Below are 14,733 nucleotides of genomic sequence, written 5' to 3' on the forward strand. Positions count from 1 at the left end.
GCGGGCGGAAGCGACGGTTCGGCAATAAGGTACTCAAACACCCCATGGGGGACTCTTCCTCATCAAGACCGAAGATACGCGAATTCCGGTGCACGCAACGCCTCGGCGAGTTCCGCGCGACCCGACACACCAATTTTTCGGTAGGAATTCGTGAGGTGTTTCTCCACCGCTCTGGAACTCACACCGAGCTGCTCCGCGATTTCCTGGTTCGTGAGTCCGTCGCCGGCGAGCGACACCACTTTGCGTTCGCCGGGAGTCAGCACCTGCTTCTTCAGGGCCGGAACGGTTCCGAGTTCGTTCACCGCGCGTTCCACGAGCCACGGCGCCCCGCAGGCGGCGGCGAGCTCGCCTCCCTCGCGCAGCGCCTCCTGCGCCTCCGCCCCGCTGCCCAGCCGGCTGCCCAGGAGCACGAGGCTGCGGGCGAGTTCGAGCTCGTTGTGCGAGGAGCGCAGGACGTCGACCGCCTGCCGCAGCATGGGGATGCCGCGGTCACCGTGCAGCCGGCCCTTCAGCCGCAGCGCCCGGCCCAGCACGGCCGGTGCGCCCCAGGCCGCCGCCCAGGAGTGCTCCTCGTCGGCGAGCACCATCGCGGACAGGTCGTCGCCGAGGCGCTGGTAGAGGCCGATCGCCCGGGGACGCCACGGGAAGACGGCCGAGTTCTGCCACCCGCGGGACTCCAGCTGCCTGCCGCAGGCCAGCAGGTCCTCCAGGGCCCGTGCCCGCATGCCGCGCTGGGCGCGCACCGACGCCTGAAGTATCCGCAGCATGGCGGTGAGCGCCAGACCCACGGGCTTGCGCGACTCGGCGCCCGCGAGGACCTCCTCGCTCAGGGCCGGATCGCCGAGTTCCAGTGCGACCGCGGCCAGCACCAGGGTCGGCGCCTCGTACCAGCACGGCGCCGTGAGCCGCACCGCGCTCTCCGCGTACTCGCGGGCCCAGGCCGGATCGCCGCACGCCACGCGCACCATGGCCCGCTGGGCCAGCAGCAGCGCGTCGTCGGCCGCGCTCACCGGGCGCCCCGGGTGCTCCTCCGGCGTCAGCCAGGACTCCAGGCCCTCAACGGAGTCCGCGGCGAGCAGGGTGATCGCCGCGAGCGGCACCGTGGTGTGCACCCGGGCACGGTCCGCGGGTTCACGTTCGAGGACGCGGCCGGCCGTACGGGCCACCGCGCTCGCCGAGAGCCGTCCGGCGAAGGTCGCCGAGCACAGCAGCACGGCGGTCAGCTCGCGCTCCGCCCCCGACTCCAGCGGCGGTTCGCCGCCCATCTCGCGCAGCCGCTCCACCGCGGAGGACAGCGCGTCGGGGTCCTCCTGCGCGTAGTGCCGCAGCCTGGCCTCCAGGCGCAGCGCCGTCTCCCGCGTCGTGCCGTCCAGGTCCTCGGGTGCCCCCAGCTCCTCGGCCGTGCGCCGCATGAGTTCCACCATCGAGGAGGAGGGGGGCGCGAACAGCGCGGGCGGCATCCGCTGCACGGCGGCCGCCCGGTCCTTCACCTGCGGCAGCATCGGCAGGGCCTGCGCGATGTGCCGCTCGGACGCAGCGGTGTCGAAGGTGCGCTCCGCGGTGGCGAGATCGATCAGCAGCCGCGCCCGGTCCTCGTCCTGGTCCGTGCTGTCCAGCAGCGCCCGGCGCAGATAGCGGGCCGCGATCTCCGGTGCTCCCCTGCGCAGTGCGGTGGCGGCTGCCGAGCGCAGCACCGCCGTCGACCAGGAGGGCCCCCGCCCCGTGACGGCCATGAGCTGGGCCGCGGTCTGCTCGGCGGGACGCCCGCCCTCGTAGAGGAGCGCCGCGGCACTGTTGTGCAGGTCCTCGCGCTGGGTGACCGTGAGGGACGACTCGACGGCGTCCTGCACGACGCGGTGGACGAAGCGCGGCGTGTTCTCGTCGGCGAGCAGCCCCAGTTCGTACAGGACCCGCTGGGCCGAGGTCAGGCCGATGTCGTCGAGCCCGGTGAGCTGGGCGATCAGCCCGGGGTCGGCCTGGTCGCCGAGGACGGCTATCGCGGCGGCCAGGTCCCGCACCGGCGGGGTCTGCGTGCGTATGCAGCCGGTGAGGCGCTCGCGCAGTTCGGAGGGGCGCAGCGAGCGCGCCGCCTCGGCGTTGTCCGCGGTGGGCCGGTAGCCGCCGACGACCATGCCCAGCAGTACGGACAGCAGGAACAGCGGGTTGCCGGTGGAGACTTCGTAGCAGGCCCGTACGTAGGCCTCGTCGCCGGGCTCGCCGAACTGCTCCTCGACCATGGCTCTGGTGGCGTCCAGGGACAGCGGTGCGGGGCTGAGCGTCTGGTGGGCGCAGTCCGTCACCTCGCGCACCAGGGAGTAGCGCGACCAGGGGTCTCCCTCCCGCAGGGTGCACACGAGCACGATCCGCAGCCCGTGCAGCCGCTTCGCCAGGTACGCCAGCCACCGCAGCGAAGGGGCGTCCGCCCACTGGAGATCGTCGAGGAGGAGCAGCAGCGGCGTCTCCTCGCTGAGCCGGGCCAGCAGCGACCGCAGCCCGTAGAGGGTGGCCTCGGCGGTGTCGGTGTCCGGGTCGACGCCGGACGCGCCGTCGTCGCCGGTGAAGACGAGCCGCGCGAACTTGTCCGGCTCCTCGTGCAGAAGGTGCCGGGACTCGTGAGCGGCCCCCGTCTTCAGGGAGTCGAAGAGCTGCCGCACCACGCCGAAGGCGAAGTCCTGCTCCATCAGGGCCGCGTGCGCGGTCAGTACGCGAACGTCGCTGCCGTCGGCGCAGCCCGCGAGCCGCTGGAGGAGCGCCGATCTCCCCATGCCGAGCGGCCCGGTCAGCAGGATCAGGGACGACCGGCCGTCCCGGGCGGCGCGCAGTGCGCCGTCCACCTGAGCAATCTCCTTCTTCCGCTCAAGCAGCATCCGGGGGCCGCCCTTCTCTCGTCTGCAACGTCGCGCGCAGCTCCTTGCGACCGTTGATGTGCAGCTTCCTGTACACGCTGCTCAGACGCAGCTCAACGGCGCGTCTGCTGACCGACAGCAGGTCGGCGATCTCACGGTTCCCGTGTCCGCGCACTGCCAGGACGGCCGTCTCCCGCTCGGCTTCGGTCAGTGCGGACGAAGCCTGCGGCACCACTGCGGCGGCCGAGGTCGCCGGCCGCTCCAGCTCCTCGGTGAGGCTGCGCAGGGCCTCCGCCGGCCGGCTGGACGGATAGGTCGTGGCGAGTCTGGTCAGCCGTGCCGCACGCCCCGCGGCCGCCGGGTGGTCACCCGACTTCAGCTCGGCTCCCGCGAGTTGGACCAGGCTCCAGGCGTGCAGGAGCCTCTCCGGCGAGCCGTCGAGTATGCGAGCTGCTTCCCGGAGCCTGGCCAACGCCGCATCTCCCGTCAAGGGCCCGGCGGTCACGGCGGCCAGGGCCACGGCGCCGCCTGTGCCCCAGGCGCGGGCGAGGCCGGTCTCCTCCAGCGCCAGCTCCTCCGCCTCCTCGTGCCTGCCGAGTTCGTCCAGGCAGCGGGCGGCCAGCGAACGCCACGGCACCAGCGCGGGGTTGAGCCACCGGCGCGACAGCAGTCCCCGGCCGCTCTCCCGGGCCAGCCGGAGGCCTTCCGCCCAGTGACCGTCCAGGCTCGCGACCTGGCCGCGGGCGAAGAGGAGCCGGCACCAGGCGGGGCCGCTCTCGGCACCCTCAGGCAGCTCGGCCCCTGCCAGCTCACGAGCCAGGTCGTACTGGCCGGCCTCCATGGCGACGCACATGCTGACGGCCGCGAGGGCGGGTGCGAGCGCGGGGTGCCAGCTGTGCAGGGGCAGGGCCTGCTGTGCGGCGTGAACGTCCCGCTCCGCGGCGTCCAGACGGCCGCCGCGCAGATTGATCTCCGCACGCAGCGTCAGCAGCCGCGCCGCCGCGACCCGCGCGTGGCCGCGCCGCACCTCCCGGATGAGGCCGTCGATCCAGGAGTGCGCCTCCTCGATGTCGTCGGCGGCGAACAGGGCCTGGCAGGCGGCGAGGCGCGGCATGACGGCGGAGCCGGCGCCGGCCTTCTCCAGGCACTCGCGGGCCAGCGACCGCGTGGCTTCGAGGTCTTCGGCGCGGCTCGCGAGCTGCCAGGCCCGTACGCCGGCCTGCAAGGGCCGCTCCGGCCGGTCCGCCAGCGCCGGTACGACGGGCAGCAGCAGCTCCGCCTCGTCCTGCCGGTCGCGGTGCGCCAGCCAGTACAGGGCGATCAGGTCGTGCTGGGCGGCGTCGGCCACGGAGGGCAGCGTCTCCGCGACCGTCTGCACGGCCCAGTCCTCGTCGCCCCGGGCGAGGCCGAGGTCGATGGCCTGCACCACCGTCCCGGCAGCGCGGCCGCTGTCGTGCCGGGCGAGGTTCCCCAGGCGGCGGTCGGCGACTTCCGGTGTGTGCACGATCTCGGCGCCGGCCAGCTCCAGGCTGAACCGTGCGCGCTCCGCGGGCTCCAGCGGTTCCAGCAGGATGCGCGTGAGGCAGGCGGAGGCGTGGTCCAGGTCGTCCCTGGCGAGGGCCTCGGTGCAGCTTCGGTGCAGGGTCTCGACGACCCACGGGGCGCCGATCGCCGTCGCGCGGAAGAGCATGGCGGCGATGTCGTCGTCGGGTGCCGCGATCCGGTGGGCCAGTGCGGCGGCGCGGACGTGCAGTTCGGCACGCTCCTCCGCCGGTATCTGTTCCAGGACCCGGTGGCGTGCCGCGGGGTAGCGGATGCGTGCCGTGTCGCCGTCGATCTCGATCAGCCCCACCGAGCCCAGCATCGCGAGCAGTTCGGACTCGGGCAGCTCCCGCGGACCGGCCAGGGTGCGGGCGAGGGGGAAGTCGAGCACGTCCTCGCACACGGCGAGCGCCTGTAGTACGGCCCGTGCCTCGGCGGGGAGTCCGTCGAGCGCCCGTACGGCCCGTTCGCCGACGACGTCGTCGCTGAGCGCGCGGAATTCGGGCAGCCGCTCCGCCACGGGCGGGTGGCCCCGTTCGCGGAAGCGCCACAGCGCCTCGTGCAGCACGGCCGGGTTGCCCTTCGTGACGTCCTCGACGCCGGTGTTGAAGCCGCTGTCGCCGTCGGTTCCGCAGACGCGCCGCACCGCGGCCGCCACGGACCGGGGCCCCAGCGGCCGCATGACGAGACTGCTGACGTGCACCGCCGACAGCGACGGGGGCCCCAGCCAGCTCCAACCGCCCGCGCCGAAGCAGCGGCTGACCACCAGCGCGACCGGCACGTCCGCGTACAGGCGCCGCACCAGCGCCTGAAGCCACTCCGTGGAGGCGGCGTCCAGCCACTGCACGTCCTCGACGACCAGCAGAGTCGACGTGCCCGGTGCGGAGCGCAGCACCTCCACCAGGCCGGGCAGGGTCCCGGGCCGGTACTCCTCGGCCATCGAGCGCAGCGAGTCCTCCAACAGCCCGCTCAGCGGCGTCAGAAGCTGGAGAACCGCCCCGTAGCGCAGCTCCTGTTCGGCGGGCGTCGCCTGCGCGTGGAGCACCCTCATCCCGAGCCGGTCGGCGCACCGCACGGCCGAGCGCAGCAGGGCGCTCTGTCCCTCACCGGGCCTGCCCTCGACGGTGACCAGCGACGGGCCGCCCCGCGCCAGGCGGTCCAGCACGCCGGACAGGGCGTCCTGCTCCCGTTCCCGCTCCAGCAGCGGGAGTTCGGGCCGGGCCGAACCGCGCGGGTGCGGCGACGCGTGATCCCACGCCGGAGTGCCGGTAGTGCCGGTGTCGCTCATCACACGTGCCACCTCTGCCACCGTCAGCGTCGCACGGGTGGGTACTTCCGCCTCAACGGAAGCTGTTTGACGAGGTCTTCGCGCGCCGTGAGCACGGGCGCGAGGTCCGCCCTCCTGCTGACCCCCAACTTCCTGTAGACGCTGGTGAGATGCGTCTCGACGGTGCGGACGGTGACGAACAGGGCTTCCGCGATGGCCCGGTTGCTGGTCCCCGAGGCGGCCAGGTCGGCGACCTTGCGCTCCATGCCGGTGAGCATGTCCAGGGGCGAGGCGCTCATCTTCCGCATGCGGCCGCCCGCTTCGATGAGCAGGGTGCGGGCGAGCTCGCCGAGTTTCAGGGTGCCGCAGCGCTGTGCGAGGTCGGCGGAGGTGCGCAGGTGGTCGCGTGCGGAGCGCTTGTCGCCCTCGACGAGCAGTGCGCGTCCCAGGAGGAACTCGGCGCGGGCGTGTTCGCCGCGTGCGGGCGAGCCCGTGAACAGCTCGACGGACCGGCTCAGCAGCTCGATGCCCTCTTCGCCCTGCGTCGTCAGACCGCGCCCGAGGGCGCCGAGCGCCCTGGCGCGGGGCGTGCCCCAGCGCTGCGCGAGCTCGTCGCCGTGTTCGGCCAGGTCGCGGGCCTCGGTGGGCTTGCCCAGGTCCATGAGCATGCCCGCCGCATCCAGCCACCAGGGCAGGAAGACGGGGTTGGCGACGCCGGAGGCCTCCAGCGCCCTGCCGCACTCGTGGAGCAGGTCGAGCCCGCCGTCCACGTCGCCGAGCGACCACCGGGTGCGGGCGCACACCTGCGTGTACCAGGGGTACTCCATCACGAAGCGGTCCAGGTTGGGCCTGGTGATGCCGTCGAGCACGGTCTGGGCCCGCTGGGGCTCCCCGAGGTCGGTGAGCACCATCGCGAAAGCGGTCTGCGGCATCGCCGAGGTGTGCTCCCAGCGTTCGTCGCCGACGATGCCGAACGAGGTCTGGGCGTCCGCCAGCGCCTCGGGCAGCGCCCCGATCCCGTGCAGGACGAACGCGCGGCCGGCCAGGGCCAGCACGTAGCTCCAGACCGCCGCGTTCTGCTGGCTCGTGCGGAGCATCTCGTCCATGGCGCCCAGCGCCTCTTCGACCTCGTCGGCCAGGCTGAGGGTGAACGCCGAAGCGAACAGGGCCGGGTCCTCGGCGGGGCCGTCGGCCGAGCGCATGGCCCGGCGGCCCTTGTCGATGCACTCGCGGGCGGTGCCGCTGCCCAGCGCGCCCAGCAGCGCCTGCATCGCCAGCATCTGCCGCTGGGCCGGAGTGTCGCCCGGCGGTACGGGCATCGCCTGGGCCCGCTGCTGGACGGCCCTGATCGTGGCCGTCTCGTCGGCGCCGGCCATCAGCAGCGCCGCCTGCACGCTGGTGCGCAGCTCCTGGTCGGCGGGGCCGGGCCGGCGTCCCAGCTCGGCCTCGAGTTCCTCCAGCACCTCCTGAAGCACCCGGACCGCGGCGGGCGACTCCTGGGCGGCCAGGCACACCCGGGCGAACTGAAGCGCCACTCCGGCCCGGGCGCGGGGGTCCAGCGACGCCTCCAGCGCCCCTTCCAGCAGCTGCACCGCTTCGCGGGGCTGCGCTTCCGCGACGCACTGGGCCAGTTGCAGCCGGAGTTGGAGGTTGCCCGGGTCGGCCTCGCGCGCCCTGCGCAGGTAGCGGATGGCCGCCTCGGGCGCGGCGCGGCTCTCGGCCTGTGCGGCGGCGTCGCGCAGCACCGCCGTCATCCACGGCGCGGTCAACTCGGGCAGCATGAGCAGCTGGTTGGCGATCTCCTCGGAGGAGAGCCCCTCGTCGCTGAGCAACAGGGCCGCGCTGGTGCGCAGTTCGGTCAGCTCATCGGGATCGGCCTCGTCCAGTACGGCGGAGCGCACCAGGTCGTGCACCAGATTCATGCGGTCCGGGGCGAGGATCTCGGCCTGCCGCAGCACCCGGACGCCGCTCTCGACCAGTGCGGACGGCAGGCCCGCCAGTGCGCCGACCCTGTGCGGGGGCGCCTCCCCCAGCACGGCGACGACGCGTGCCAGGGTGCGTATCCAATCGGGCTGTGCGCCGAGGATGCCGCGCACCGAGTCCGAAACGACGTGCCCGCCGACCTCGCTGACGCGCTGCACACCTTCCTCGTCGGGGTGCACGCCCGCGCTCTTCAGCTCCAGCAGCAGCCTGTTGAGCAGCATCGGGTTGCCGCCGGGCAGCGCGGCGACGCTCTCGGCGAAGCCGGGGGCGACGGGCCCCTGGTAGGCGTGCTCGACGAGTTCCACGATGTCCTGCCGGCTCAGCGGCCCGAGCTGCACGGTGACCGACGAGCCGCGTGCGGCGATGTCGGCCAGCGCGCCGGAGGCGACCGGCACGACCTCGGTGCGCTGTGCGAGGACGACCAGCAGCGGCAGCTCCTCCGAGCGCCGCAGCAGGAAGTCGATCCAGGCCAGGGAGCGTTCGTCGCACCAGTGCACGTCGTCGAGCGCGAGCAGCAGCGGCCCCTCCGACATCAGGTTCGCCGCGAGCCAGTACAGCCCGTGCATGACCGAGTACGCGTCGGAGGACTCGTGGGAGAGGGGGTCGAAGGCCAGCGCTGGCAGTGCGCGCCGGGCGGCGCCCCGCAACGGGGAGGTGTCCTCGTCCTCGGCGGACAGGTCGAGCGAGCCGAACAGGGCCCGTACGCCGCCGTATCCGGTGCCCGCGTCGATCTCGCTGCACACTCCGTGCAGCACCCGCATGCCCCGGGTGGCGTCGCCTGCGAGAAAGGAGTGCAGGAGGCTGGTCTTGCCGATGCCGGGAGGGCCGAGCAGGGTGACGAGACCCGCCCGCCCGCGCAGGGCGGCCTCAGCGCTGCGGTCGAGCACGGCCGCTTCGGCGGACCGGCCCACGAGGCAGCCGGCTGAGCCGCCAGGAGACATCCGGTCCGGCACTGTGCCACTCCTCGCAGCCTCGTCACTTTCCAGGCACGGCGGGACGTCCGCGCCTGTCACAGAGGGGTCGCTCGCGCGCGCAACGACGTGGAGATCGTTTACGCTAGCGGAACCATTCCCGCCGGCCAAGATACGCCTCACACACCGGCGTTCAGATGCTCTCTGAGCAGCCCGATCACATCGGAGGCTCTCGGCCCGAGGTAGAAGTGCCCGCCGGGGAAGACGCGCAGGTCGAAGTCGCCCTTGGTGTGGTGACGCCAGTCCTCGGCCTCGTCCAGGGACGTCTTCGGGTCGCTGTCGCCGGTGAGCACGGTGACGGGGGCCTCCACGGCGGCGCCCGGCTCGCAGCGGTAGGTCTCGATCGCGGTGTAGTCGCTGCGCAGGGCCGGGAGGATCAGCCGCTGGATCTCCTCGTCGCCGAGCAGTGAACTCTCCGTCCCGGCAAGGTTCTTGAGCTCCTCGAGGATGCCGTCGTCCTCCATGAGGTGCACTCTCTCGTCCCGGTACCGGGAGGGCGCGCGCCGTCCCGAGACGAACAGCCGGGACAGCTGACCGCCGTCAGCCTCGAAGCGGCGCGTGACCTCGAACGCGAGCGTCGCGCCCATGCTGTGCCCGAACAGCGCCGTCGGCCGGGCGCGCAGGTGCTCCCGCAGCGCGCCGTAGACGAGGTCCGCCATGGTGGCGAGGTCGCTGGGGCCGGTCTCGTCGCGGCGGTCCTGCCGTCCCGGGTACTGGACGGCCAGCACCTCGGCCACGGAGGAGAGTCGAGCCGACACGGGGTGGAAGAAGGACGCCGAGCCTCCGGCGTGCGGGAGGCACACGAGCTGACGCCGCGCGTCGGGTGCGGGGTGGTAGCGCCGGATCCACAGTCCCTCATCGCTGGAGACCGTCATCGCCTTGCACCTCTTTCGGACGTTGCGGGGCCGGACCGATCTCCTGCCCCGACCGACGTGACCGACTCGTGTCGGCGCGATTTTCGCAGCAGGAAGAGTAGGGGATTCACTAGTCCCGTCTCCGGTCCCGTCTCCGGTCCCGTCCTGGCCGCAGCCGCCGGCCGCGGCGCTCGCGGGCCCTGCCGGTGGGTGCGGCCGCGGACAGCACGGGGACCGCATGTGGGAGGTCGAGGGATTTCCCCTCCGGCGGGCGGTGTACTTTGCGGCCCGGTGTGTCCACCACCCGCACCGCCCGACTCCGAGCACGCAGGGGAAGACGATTTCCATGAAGGGCAAGCTGTTCGCGATCAGTGATCTGCACGTCGCCTACGCGGAGAACCGGACGGTCACCGAGTCGCTGGTCCCCGAGACCGACGAGGACTGGCTGGTGCTGGCGGGCGACGTGGCGGAGCGCCGCGAGGACGTCGAATGGGCTCTGCGGCTGCTGAGCGAACGCTTCTCCAAGGTGATCTGGACGCCCGGCAACCACGAACTGTGGACGCACCCCCAGGACTCCTGCGACCTGCGCGGCGAGCACCGGTACCTGGACCTGGTGGAGCTGTGCCGCAGCCTGGGCGTCGCCACGCCCGAGGACCCGTACCCGGTGTGGCGGGGCGAAGGGGGGCCGGTGACCGTGGCGCCGCTCTTCCTGCTCTACGACTACTCGTTCCGCGTGCCCGGCGCCTCGACCAAGGAGGAATCCCTGCGGCGTGCCCACGACGCGGGGGTGGTGTGCACGGACGAGTACTTCCTCCACCCGGACCCCTATCCGGAGCGCGACGAGTGGTGCCGCGAGCGCGTACGGGAGACGGAGCGGCGGCTCGAGGCCCTGGCACCCTCGGAACGAACCGTTCTCGTCAACCACTACCCCCTGGTGCGGGCACCGACGAGAGTCCTGCGCTATCCGGACTTCGCGCAGTGGTGCGGGACCGAGCTCACGGCGGACTGGCACAAGCGGTTCAACGCCGTCACCGTCGTCTACGGCCACCTGCACATCCCCCGGGTCACCTGGTACGACGGCGTGCGCTTCGAGGAGGTGTCCGTCGGCTACCCGCGGGAGTGGCAGCGGCGGGCGCCCCGTGGAAGGCTGCGCCAGATCCTGCCGCTGCCGGTCTCCTCCGCCGCGTCCGCCGGGGGTGAGAAGCGGTGATCGAGCGGCTGCTGCCCCAGCGGGTGTGTGCCGAGGAGTCCTTCGGGGAGGACGGCGCCGACGCCGCGGCCGCCGCCCTCTTCCCCGAGGAGGCCGAGGCCGTGGCGCGCGCGGTGCCCAAGCGGCGCCGGGAGTTCGCCCGGGTCCGGGTCTGTGCGCGCACCGCACTAGGGCGGCTCGGCCTCCCGCCCGTACCGCTGGTGCCCGGCCACCGGGGCGCGCCGCGGTGGCCGGAGGGAGTCGTCGGCAGCATGACGCACTGCGCGGGATATGTCGCGGCGGCCGTCGCGCCGTCCACGGAGACGGCCGGTCTCGGCATCGACGCCGAACCCGACGAGCCGCTGCCTGCCGGGGTCCTGGAGGCCGTGTCCCTGCCCGAGGAGCGCGAGCTGCTGCGGTCGCTGTCGGCCTCGCATCCCGGAGTGCACTGGGACCGCCTGCTGTTCAGCGCCAAGGAGAGCGTCTTCAAGGCCTGGTATCCGCTGACCTCCCGTGAACTGGACTTCTCCGAGGCCGAGATCACGATCGCCGCGGAGGCACCGCGGGAGGGCACCTTCCACGCGCGGCTGCTCGTCGAGGGGACCGCGCCGGGCGGGCGGCGGCTGCGCTCCTTCGACGGGCGCTGGGCCGCGCGGTCGGCGCTCGTCGTCACGGCCGTCCACCTCGCAGCGGGCCCGGAGACCGGCGCGGGCGCCTCCGAAGTCCCGTACAGGCGCGCGGAACCGGCGGGCTGAGCCGGGGGCACGGGTGCGCCGGGCCCGCCCGCTGCCCGCCCATGTGGGAAACGTGCCCGCCGGGCCGGCCGCCACCCACCGCGAATTCACCTCGCACTCGGGAGAATTATCCCGGCCAGGGGCACCGAATTCCCTTTCGTACCCGGGCTCGCACGTCCGCGGGCTGCCCGGAATAGGAAGGAAATCCGCGTAGATTACCTGCCCGTTCCCCGGCGGCAGAGCCCGGAATTGTCCGCATCGTGAGCGCCGCCACCGGGAGCGTGCTGACCTGGGAGGCCTCCGGCAGGTGGCGGGGCAGGCGGCAAGAAAGCACAAACCGGCACCGGGCACGCCGCTCTCAACGCAGGTAGGCCGCCCATTGATTGACAGGCCGGCAGCGGTGCCGTCTACTATCCGCACAGTCGGCCGCTCATTCCGGCCACTGACGGACGACGACATTTCGGTACCGTCGTCACAACTTTTGGCGTTCTCAATAGGATTTCTTTTCCGTTCACTTGCGAGGTGTTGATGCAGCAGACACCACAGCACGCAGTGGACTGGCGGTCGGCACCGCAGAGCGAGAGCGGCGGCGCCGCTCACCAGTCGGCGCTGGGTGACGGGATCCTCCTGCTCAACGCCTTCCAACTCGGCGAGGACTGGGTCCCGTTGCCGGAGATCTCCCGGCGCGCCGCGCTGCCCCAGCAGGTCGTGCGGCGCCTCGTCGGCGAGCTCGAGGAGTCGGGGCTGCTGGAGTCCGGGCCGCAGGGGATCCGGCTGGGCGAGCAGCTGTTCGTCCTCGGTCTGCGCGCGCCCGGGCCGCGGCACCTGCGCACCGTCTCAAGACCCGTGCTGGACGGCATCCAGTCGGCCACCGGCGCCAGCGCCTATCTGTCGGTGCTGGACGGCGGCGAGGTCGTGCACCTGGACACCGTTCGCGGATCCAGCCCCGCGCCCAACACGACGACGGTCAACGAAAGTCGGGCCGTGTGCACGGCGGCGGTCACGAAGGTGCTCGTGTCAGGCACCCACTCCCCCGCCGCTCCCGCCGAGGACGCGCCTTTCGGGGAGCACGGGTTCGACGTGCCGGAGGCCACCGGGCACCCGCACCCGGGCGGGCAGGCGGACGGCCCCGCGGGGTCCGGCACGGCGGGACAGGAGGGCGGCGCCGCGACGAGCGGAGTGGTCGTACTGAGAAGCCGGCAGATGCTCGGCGTCAGCGCGCCCGTCGTACACCCCCGCGGCCACGCTCTCGCGGCGCTCACGGCCGTCGGCCCGGCGCACGGGATGCAGCAGCCGCTCGCGATCCGGCACGTGCAGGCCGGGGCGGCCACGATCGCCCGGCAGGCCGTGCAAGCGGAGAACGACCGCGGCTACCGCTGACCGCACGGCCTCCGCACGGGCCTCCATGCGGACTCGCGGCGGAGGCCGCTCCCACCCGGGGCGGGGGAGCCCGGCAGACCGGCCGACTGCCCAACCGCCCCATGCGGCCTACGACTTCACCGCACCCGTGGTGAGGGCTCCCACGATGTGCCGCTGAAGCGCGACGAAGAGCACCACCACCGGTGCGACGGCCAGCACGCAGCCCGCAGCCAGGTACTGCGTCGTGATCTCCCCGCTCGTCGACTGGAGGTTGACGACGCCCACGGAGACGGGCGCCAGGTCCGGCGAGTCCACCAGGATGAAGGGCAGTACGAACTGCGACCAGGTCGTCACGCCCGCCAGGATGGCGGCCGAGGCGATTCCGGGCTTCGCCGCGGGCAGCACCAGCAGTACGAGCGCGCGCAGCCGCGAGCACCCGTCGACGCGTCCCGCCTCGTCCAGTTCCACCGGCACGGTGTCGAGGTAGTCCCGCAGGAACCACGTCAGCAGCGGAGCGCTGATCGCGACGTAGGCCACCGCCAGCGCGGCGAGGCTGTTGATCAGGCCCAGGGCGACGAACACCCGGTAGACGGGCACGGCGATGATCAGCGGGGAGAGCAGCTGCGCGGCGAGCACCGCACGTGAGTAGGCACGGCGGGCACGGCCGCGGCGGCGGAAGCGGGAGAGGCCGTAGGCGGCGGGCACGCTCACCAGCAGCGCCCCGGTGACGCTGGCGGCCACCAGGAGCAGCGAGTTGAGCAGATAGCGGCCGATGGGAGTGGTCTCAAGGACGTGGCCGTAGTTGCCCCACTGCGGGCTGCGGGGCAGCAACGAGGGCGGTGAGCGCAGTATTTCGGGGCCGGTCTTCAGCGACAGCGACGCCACCCACAACAGCGGGAAGGCGAAGAGCGCCGCCAGCACGAGCATCGCCGCGTAGTAGGCGGCATCGGTCCGCCGCCGGCGGCCGGCGCCGCCGCGGCCCGCACGTCCCGTGCCGGTCTGAACGCTCTGAACGCTCCGGCTCATGTCTGCTTCTCCTCACGTTCGTTCAGCCGCACGTACAGCGCGATGACGAGGATGTTGACCGCCATGAGGACGACGGCCATGGCCGCGCCGCGGCCCAGGTTGAGCTGGCGGAAGATCTGGTCGTAGACGTCGAGCGCGAGGACCTGGGTGGCGGTGCCGGGCCCGCCGCCGGTCAGGGAGAGCACCATGTCGAAGCTGTTGAAGGTCTCCACCGTCGCGAGCACCAGGTTCGTGGTGAGGATGGGCAGCATCATCGGCAGCGTCACGCGGAAGAGCGTCTGCACCGCCGAGGCGCCGTCGATGCGGGCGGCCTCGTACACGTGCTCCGGCACGGTCTTGATCCCCGCGTAGCAGAGGATCATCGAAAGGGCCGTGCCCCGCCAGACGTTGGCGACGATGACGGAGACGAGGGCGTTGTCCGGGTCGGAGAGGAACGGGATGTTCCCCGAGAAGCCCAGCAGGGACAGGCCGTGGTTGAGCACCCCCGCCCCTGTCTCCTGGTAGAGCAGGCTCCAGATCACGCCGATGATCACGCCGGGGATCGCCCACGCCGTCAGCACGATCGCGCGCGTGGCGACCACGCCCCGCAGGCCCCGCCGTTCCGCGGCGTGGATGAGCAGGGCCGCCGCGAGTCCGAGCAGCAGCTGGAAGACGACGCTGACGAGGACGAAGAGGAACGTCACTTGAAGCGTGTGCCGGAAGTCCGTGCCGGCCAGCAGCGAGGTGTAGGTCTGTGCCGTGACGCTGTACGGCTCCCCGCTCACCAGGCTGGCGTCGGTGAAGCTGAGCCGCACGATCTCGACGACGGGGTAGACGAGCACCAGCAGCAGCACGCTGCCCAGCGGCAGCAGCCACGGCCAGGCCGATGCGCCCGGGGGCGCCGCCGGCCGCGCCGCCCGCGGGCGCGGAGGACGGGTGCGGGATGCGGGGTTCGCGGTGGTTGCCATCGCTTCTTCCTCCCT

The 14,733-nt window shown here is 72.7% G+C and carries 9 protein-coding genes; 3 read left to right on the plus strand and 6 right to left on the minus strand.

Features of this window, described 5'->3' with window-relative positions; genetic code table 11:
* Positions 1 to 62 precede the first annotated feature (62 nt).
* The 4 genes from HCC61_RS29005 to HCC61_RS29020 form a co-directional block, all read right to left on the minus strand.
* Positions 63 to 2,867: an AAA family ATPase gene (locus tag HCC61_RS29005; RefSeq protein ID WP_169140655.1), complete on the minus strand. Its 2,805-nt coding sequence runs from the start codon at positions 2,865 to 2,867 to the stop codon at positions 63 to 65.
* Positions 2,857 to 5,676 carry a LuxR family transcriptional regulator gene (locus HCC61_RS29010; protein ID WP_169140657.1) on the minus strand — a complete coding sequence of 940 codons (2,820 nt, stop codon included), beginning with the start codon at positions 5,674 to 5,676 and terminating at the stop codon, positions 2,857 to 2,859. The genes HCC61_RS29005 and HCC61_RS29010 overlap by 11 nt, the downstream gene beginning before the upstream one ends.
* A gap of 23 nt (positions 5,677 to 5,699) precedes the next feature.
* On the minus strand, positions 5,700 to 8,591 hold the full coding sequence (locus HCC61_RS29015) for an AAA family ATPase (RefSeq protein ID WP_169140659.1): 2,892 nt from the start codon (positions 8,589 to 8,591) through the stop codon (positions 5,700 to 5,702).
* 137 nt (positions 8,592 to 8,728) lie between these two features.
* The gene (locus tag HCC61_RS29020; RefSeq protein WP_169140661.1) at positions 8,729 to 9,484 is read right to left on the minus strand and encodes an alpha/beta fold hydrolase; all 756 of its coding nucleotides are present in this window, start codon (positions 9,482 to 9,484) and stop codon (positions 8,729 to 8,731) included.
* Between the two features lie 325 nt (positions 9,485 to 9,809).
* Between HCC61_RS29020 and HCC61_RS29025 the strand changes: the two genes are divergently transcribed.
* The 3 genes from HCC61_RS29025 (at position 9,810) to HCC61_RS29035 (ending at position 12,766) form a co-directional block, all read left to right on the plus strand.
* Positions 9,810 to 10,673 (plus strand): metallophosphoesterase, encoded by an 864-nt coding sequence (locus tag HCC61_RS29025; protein ID WP_169140663.1) that lies wholly within the window; start codon positions 9,810 to 9,812, stop codon positions 10,671 to 10,673.
* A complete protein-coding gene (locus HCC61_RS29030; protein ID WP_169140665.1) occupies positions 10,670 to 11,407 on the plus strand; it encodes a 4'-phosphopantetheinyl transferase superfamily protein in 738 nt (245 codons plus the stop codon). The genes HCC61_RS29025 and HCC61_RS29030 overlap by 4 nt, the downstream gene beginning before the upstream one ends.
* Positions 11,408 to 11,914: 507 nt before the next feature.
* Positions 11,915 to 12,766 (plus strand): hypothetical protein, encoded by an 852-nt coding sequence (locus HCC61_RS29035; RefSeq protein ID WP_169140667.1) that lies wholly within the window; start codon positions 11,915 to 11,917, stop codon positions 12,764 to 12,766.
* Between the two features lie 108 nt (positions 12,767 to 12,874).
* On the opposite strand, the gene HCC61_RS29040 is transcribed toward HCC61_RS29035, so the two are convergent.
* Both HCC61_RS29040 and HCC61_RS29045 read right to left on the minus strand, forming a co-directional pair.
* Positions 12,875 to 13,771, minus strand: coding sequence for a carbohydrate ABC transporter permease (locus HCC61_RS29040; RefSeq protein ID WP_169140669.1), 897 nt, complete (start codon positions 13,769 to 13,771; stop codon positions 12,875 to 12,877).
* A complete protein-coding gene (locus HCC61_RS29045) occupies positions 13,768 to 14,718 on the minus strand; it encodes a sugar ABC transporter permease (protein ID WP_169140671.1) in 951 nt (316 codons plus the stop codon). Before HCC61_RS29045 ends, HCC61_RS29040 begins: the two co-directional genes overlap by 4 nt.
* Between the last annotated feature and the right edge of the window lie 15 nt (positions 14,719 to 14,733).

Origin of the sequence: Streptomyces sp. HNM0575 (assembly GCF_012726265.1) — a bacterium.
Taxonomy (GTDB): domain Bacteria; phylum Actinomycetota; class Actinomycetes; order Streptomycetales; family Streptomycetaceae; genus Streptomyces.

Coding starts and splice junctions, on each gene's coding strand:
- HCC61_RS29005 (WP_169140655.1), bottom strand. CDS start 2,867: ATGCTGCTTGAGCGGAAGAAGGAGATTGCTCAGGTGGACGGCGCACTG.
- HCC61_RS29010 (WP_169140657.1), bottom strand. CDS start 5,676: ATGAGCGACACCGGCACTACCGGCACTCCGGCGTGGGATCACGCGTCG.
- HCC61_RS29020 (WP_169140661.1), bottom strand. CDS start 9,484: ATGACGGTCTCCAGCGATGAGGGACTGTGGATCCGGCGCTACCACCCC.
- HCC61_RS29025 (WP_169140663.1), top strand. CDS start 9,810: ATGAAGGGCAAGCTGTTCGCGATCAGTGATCTGCACGTCGCCTACGCG.
- HCC61_RS29035 (WP_169140667.1), top strand. CDS start 11,915: ATGCAGCAGACACCACAGCACGCAGTGGACTGGCGGTCGGCACCGCAG.
- HCC61_RS29040 (WP_169140669.1), bottom strand. CDS start 13,771: ATGAGCCGGAGCGTTCAGAGCGTTCAGACCGGCACGGGACGTGCGGGC.
- HCC61_RS29045 (WP_169140671.1), bottom strand. CDS start 14,718: ATGGCAACCACCGCGAACCCCGCATCCCGCACCCGTCCTCCGCGCCCG.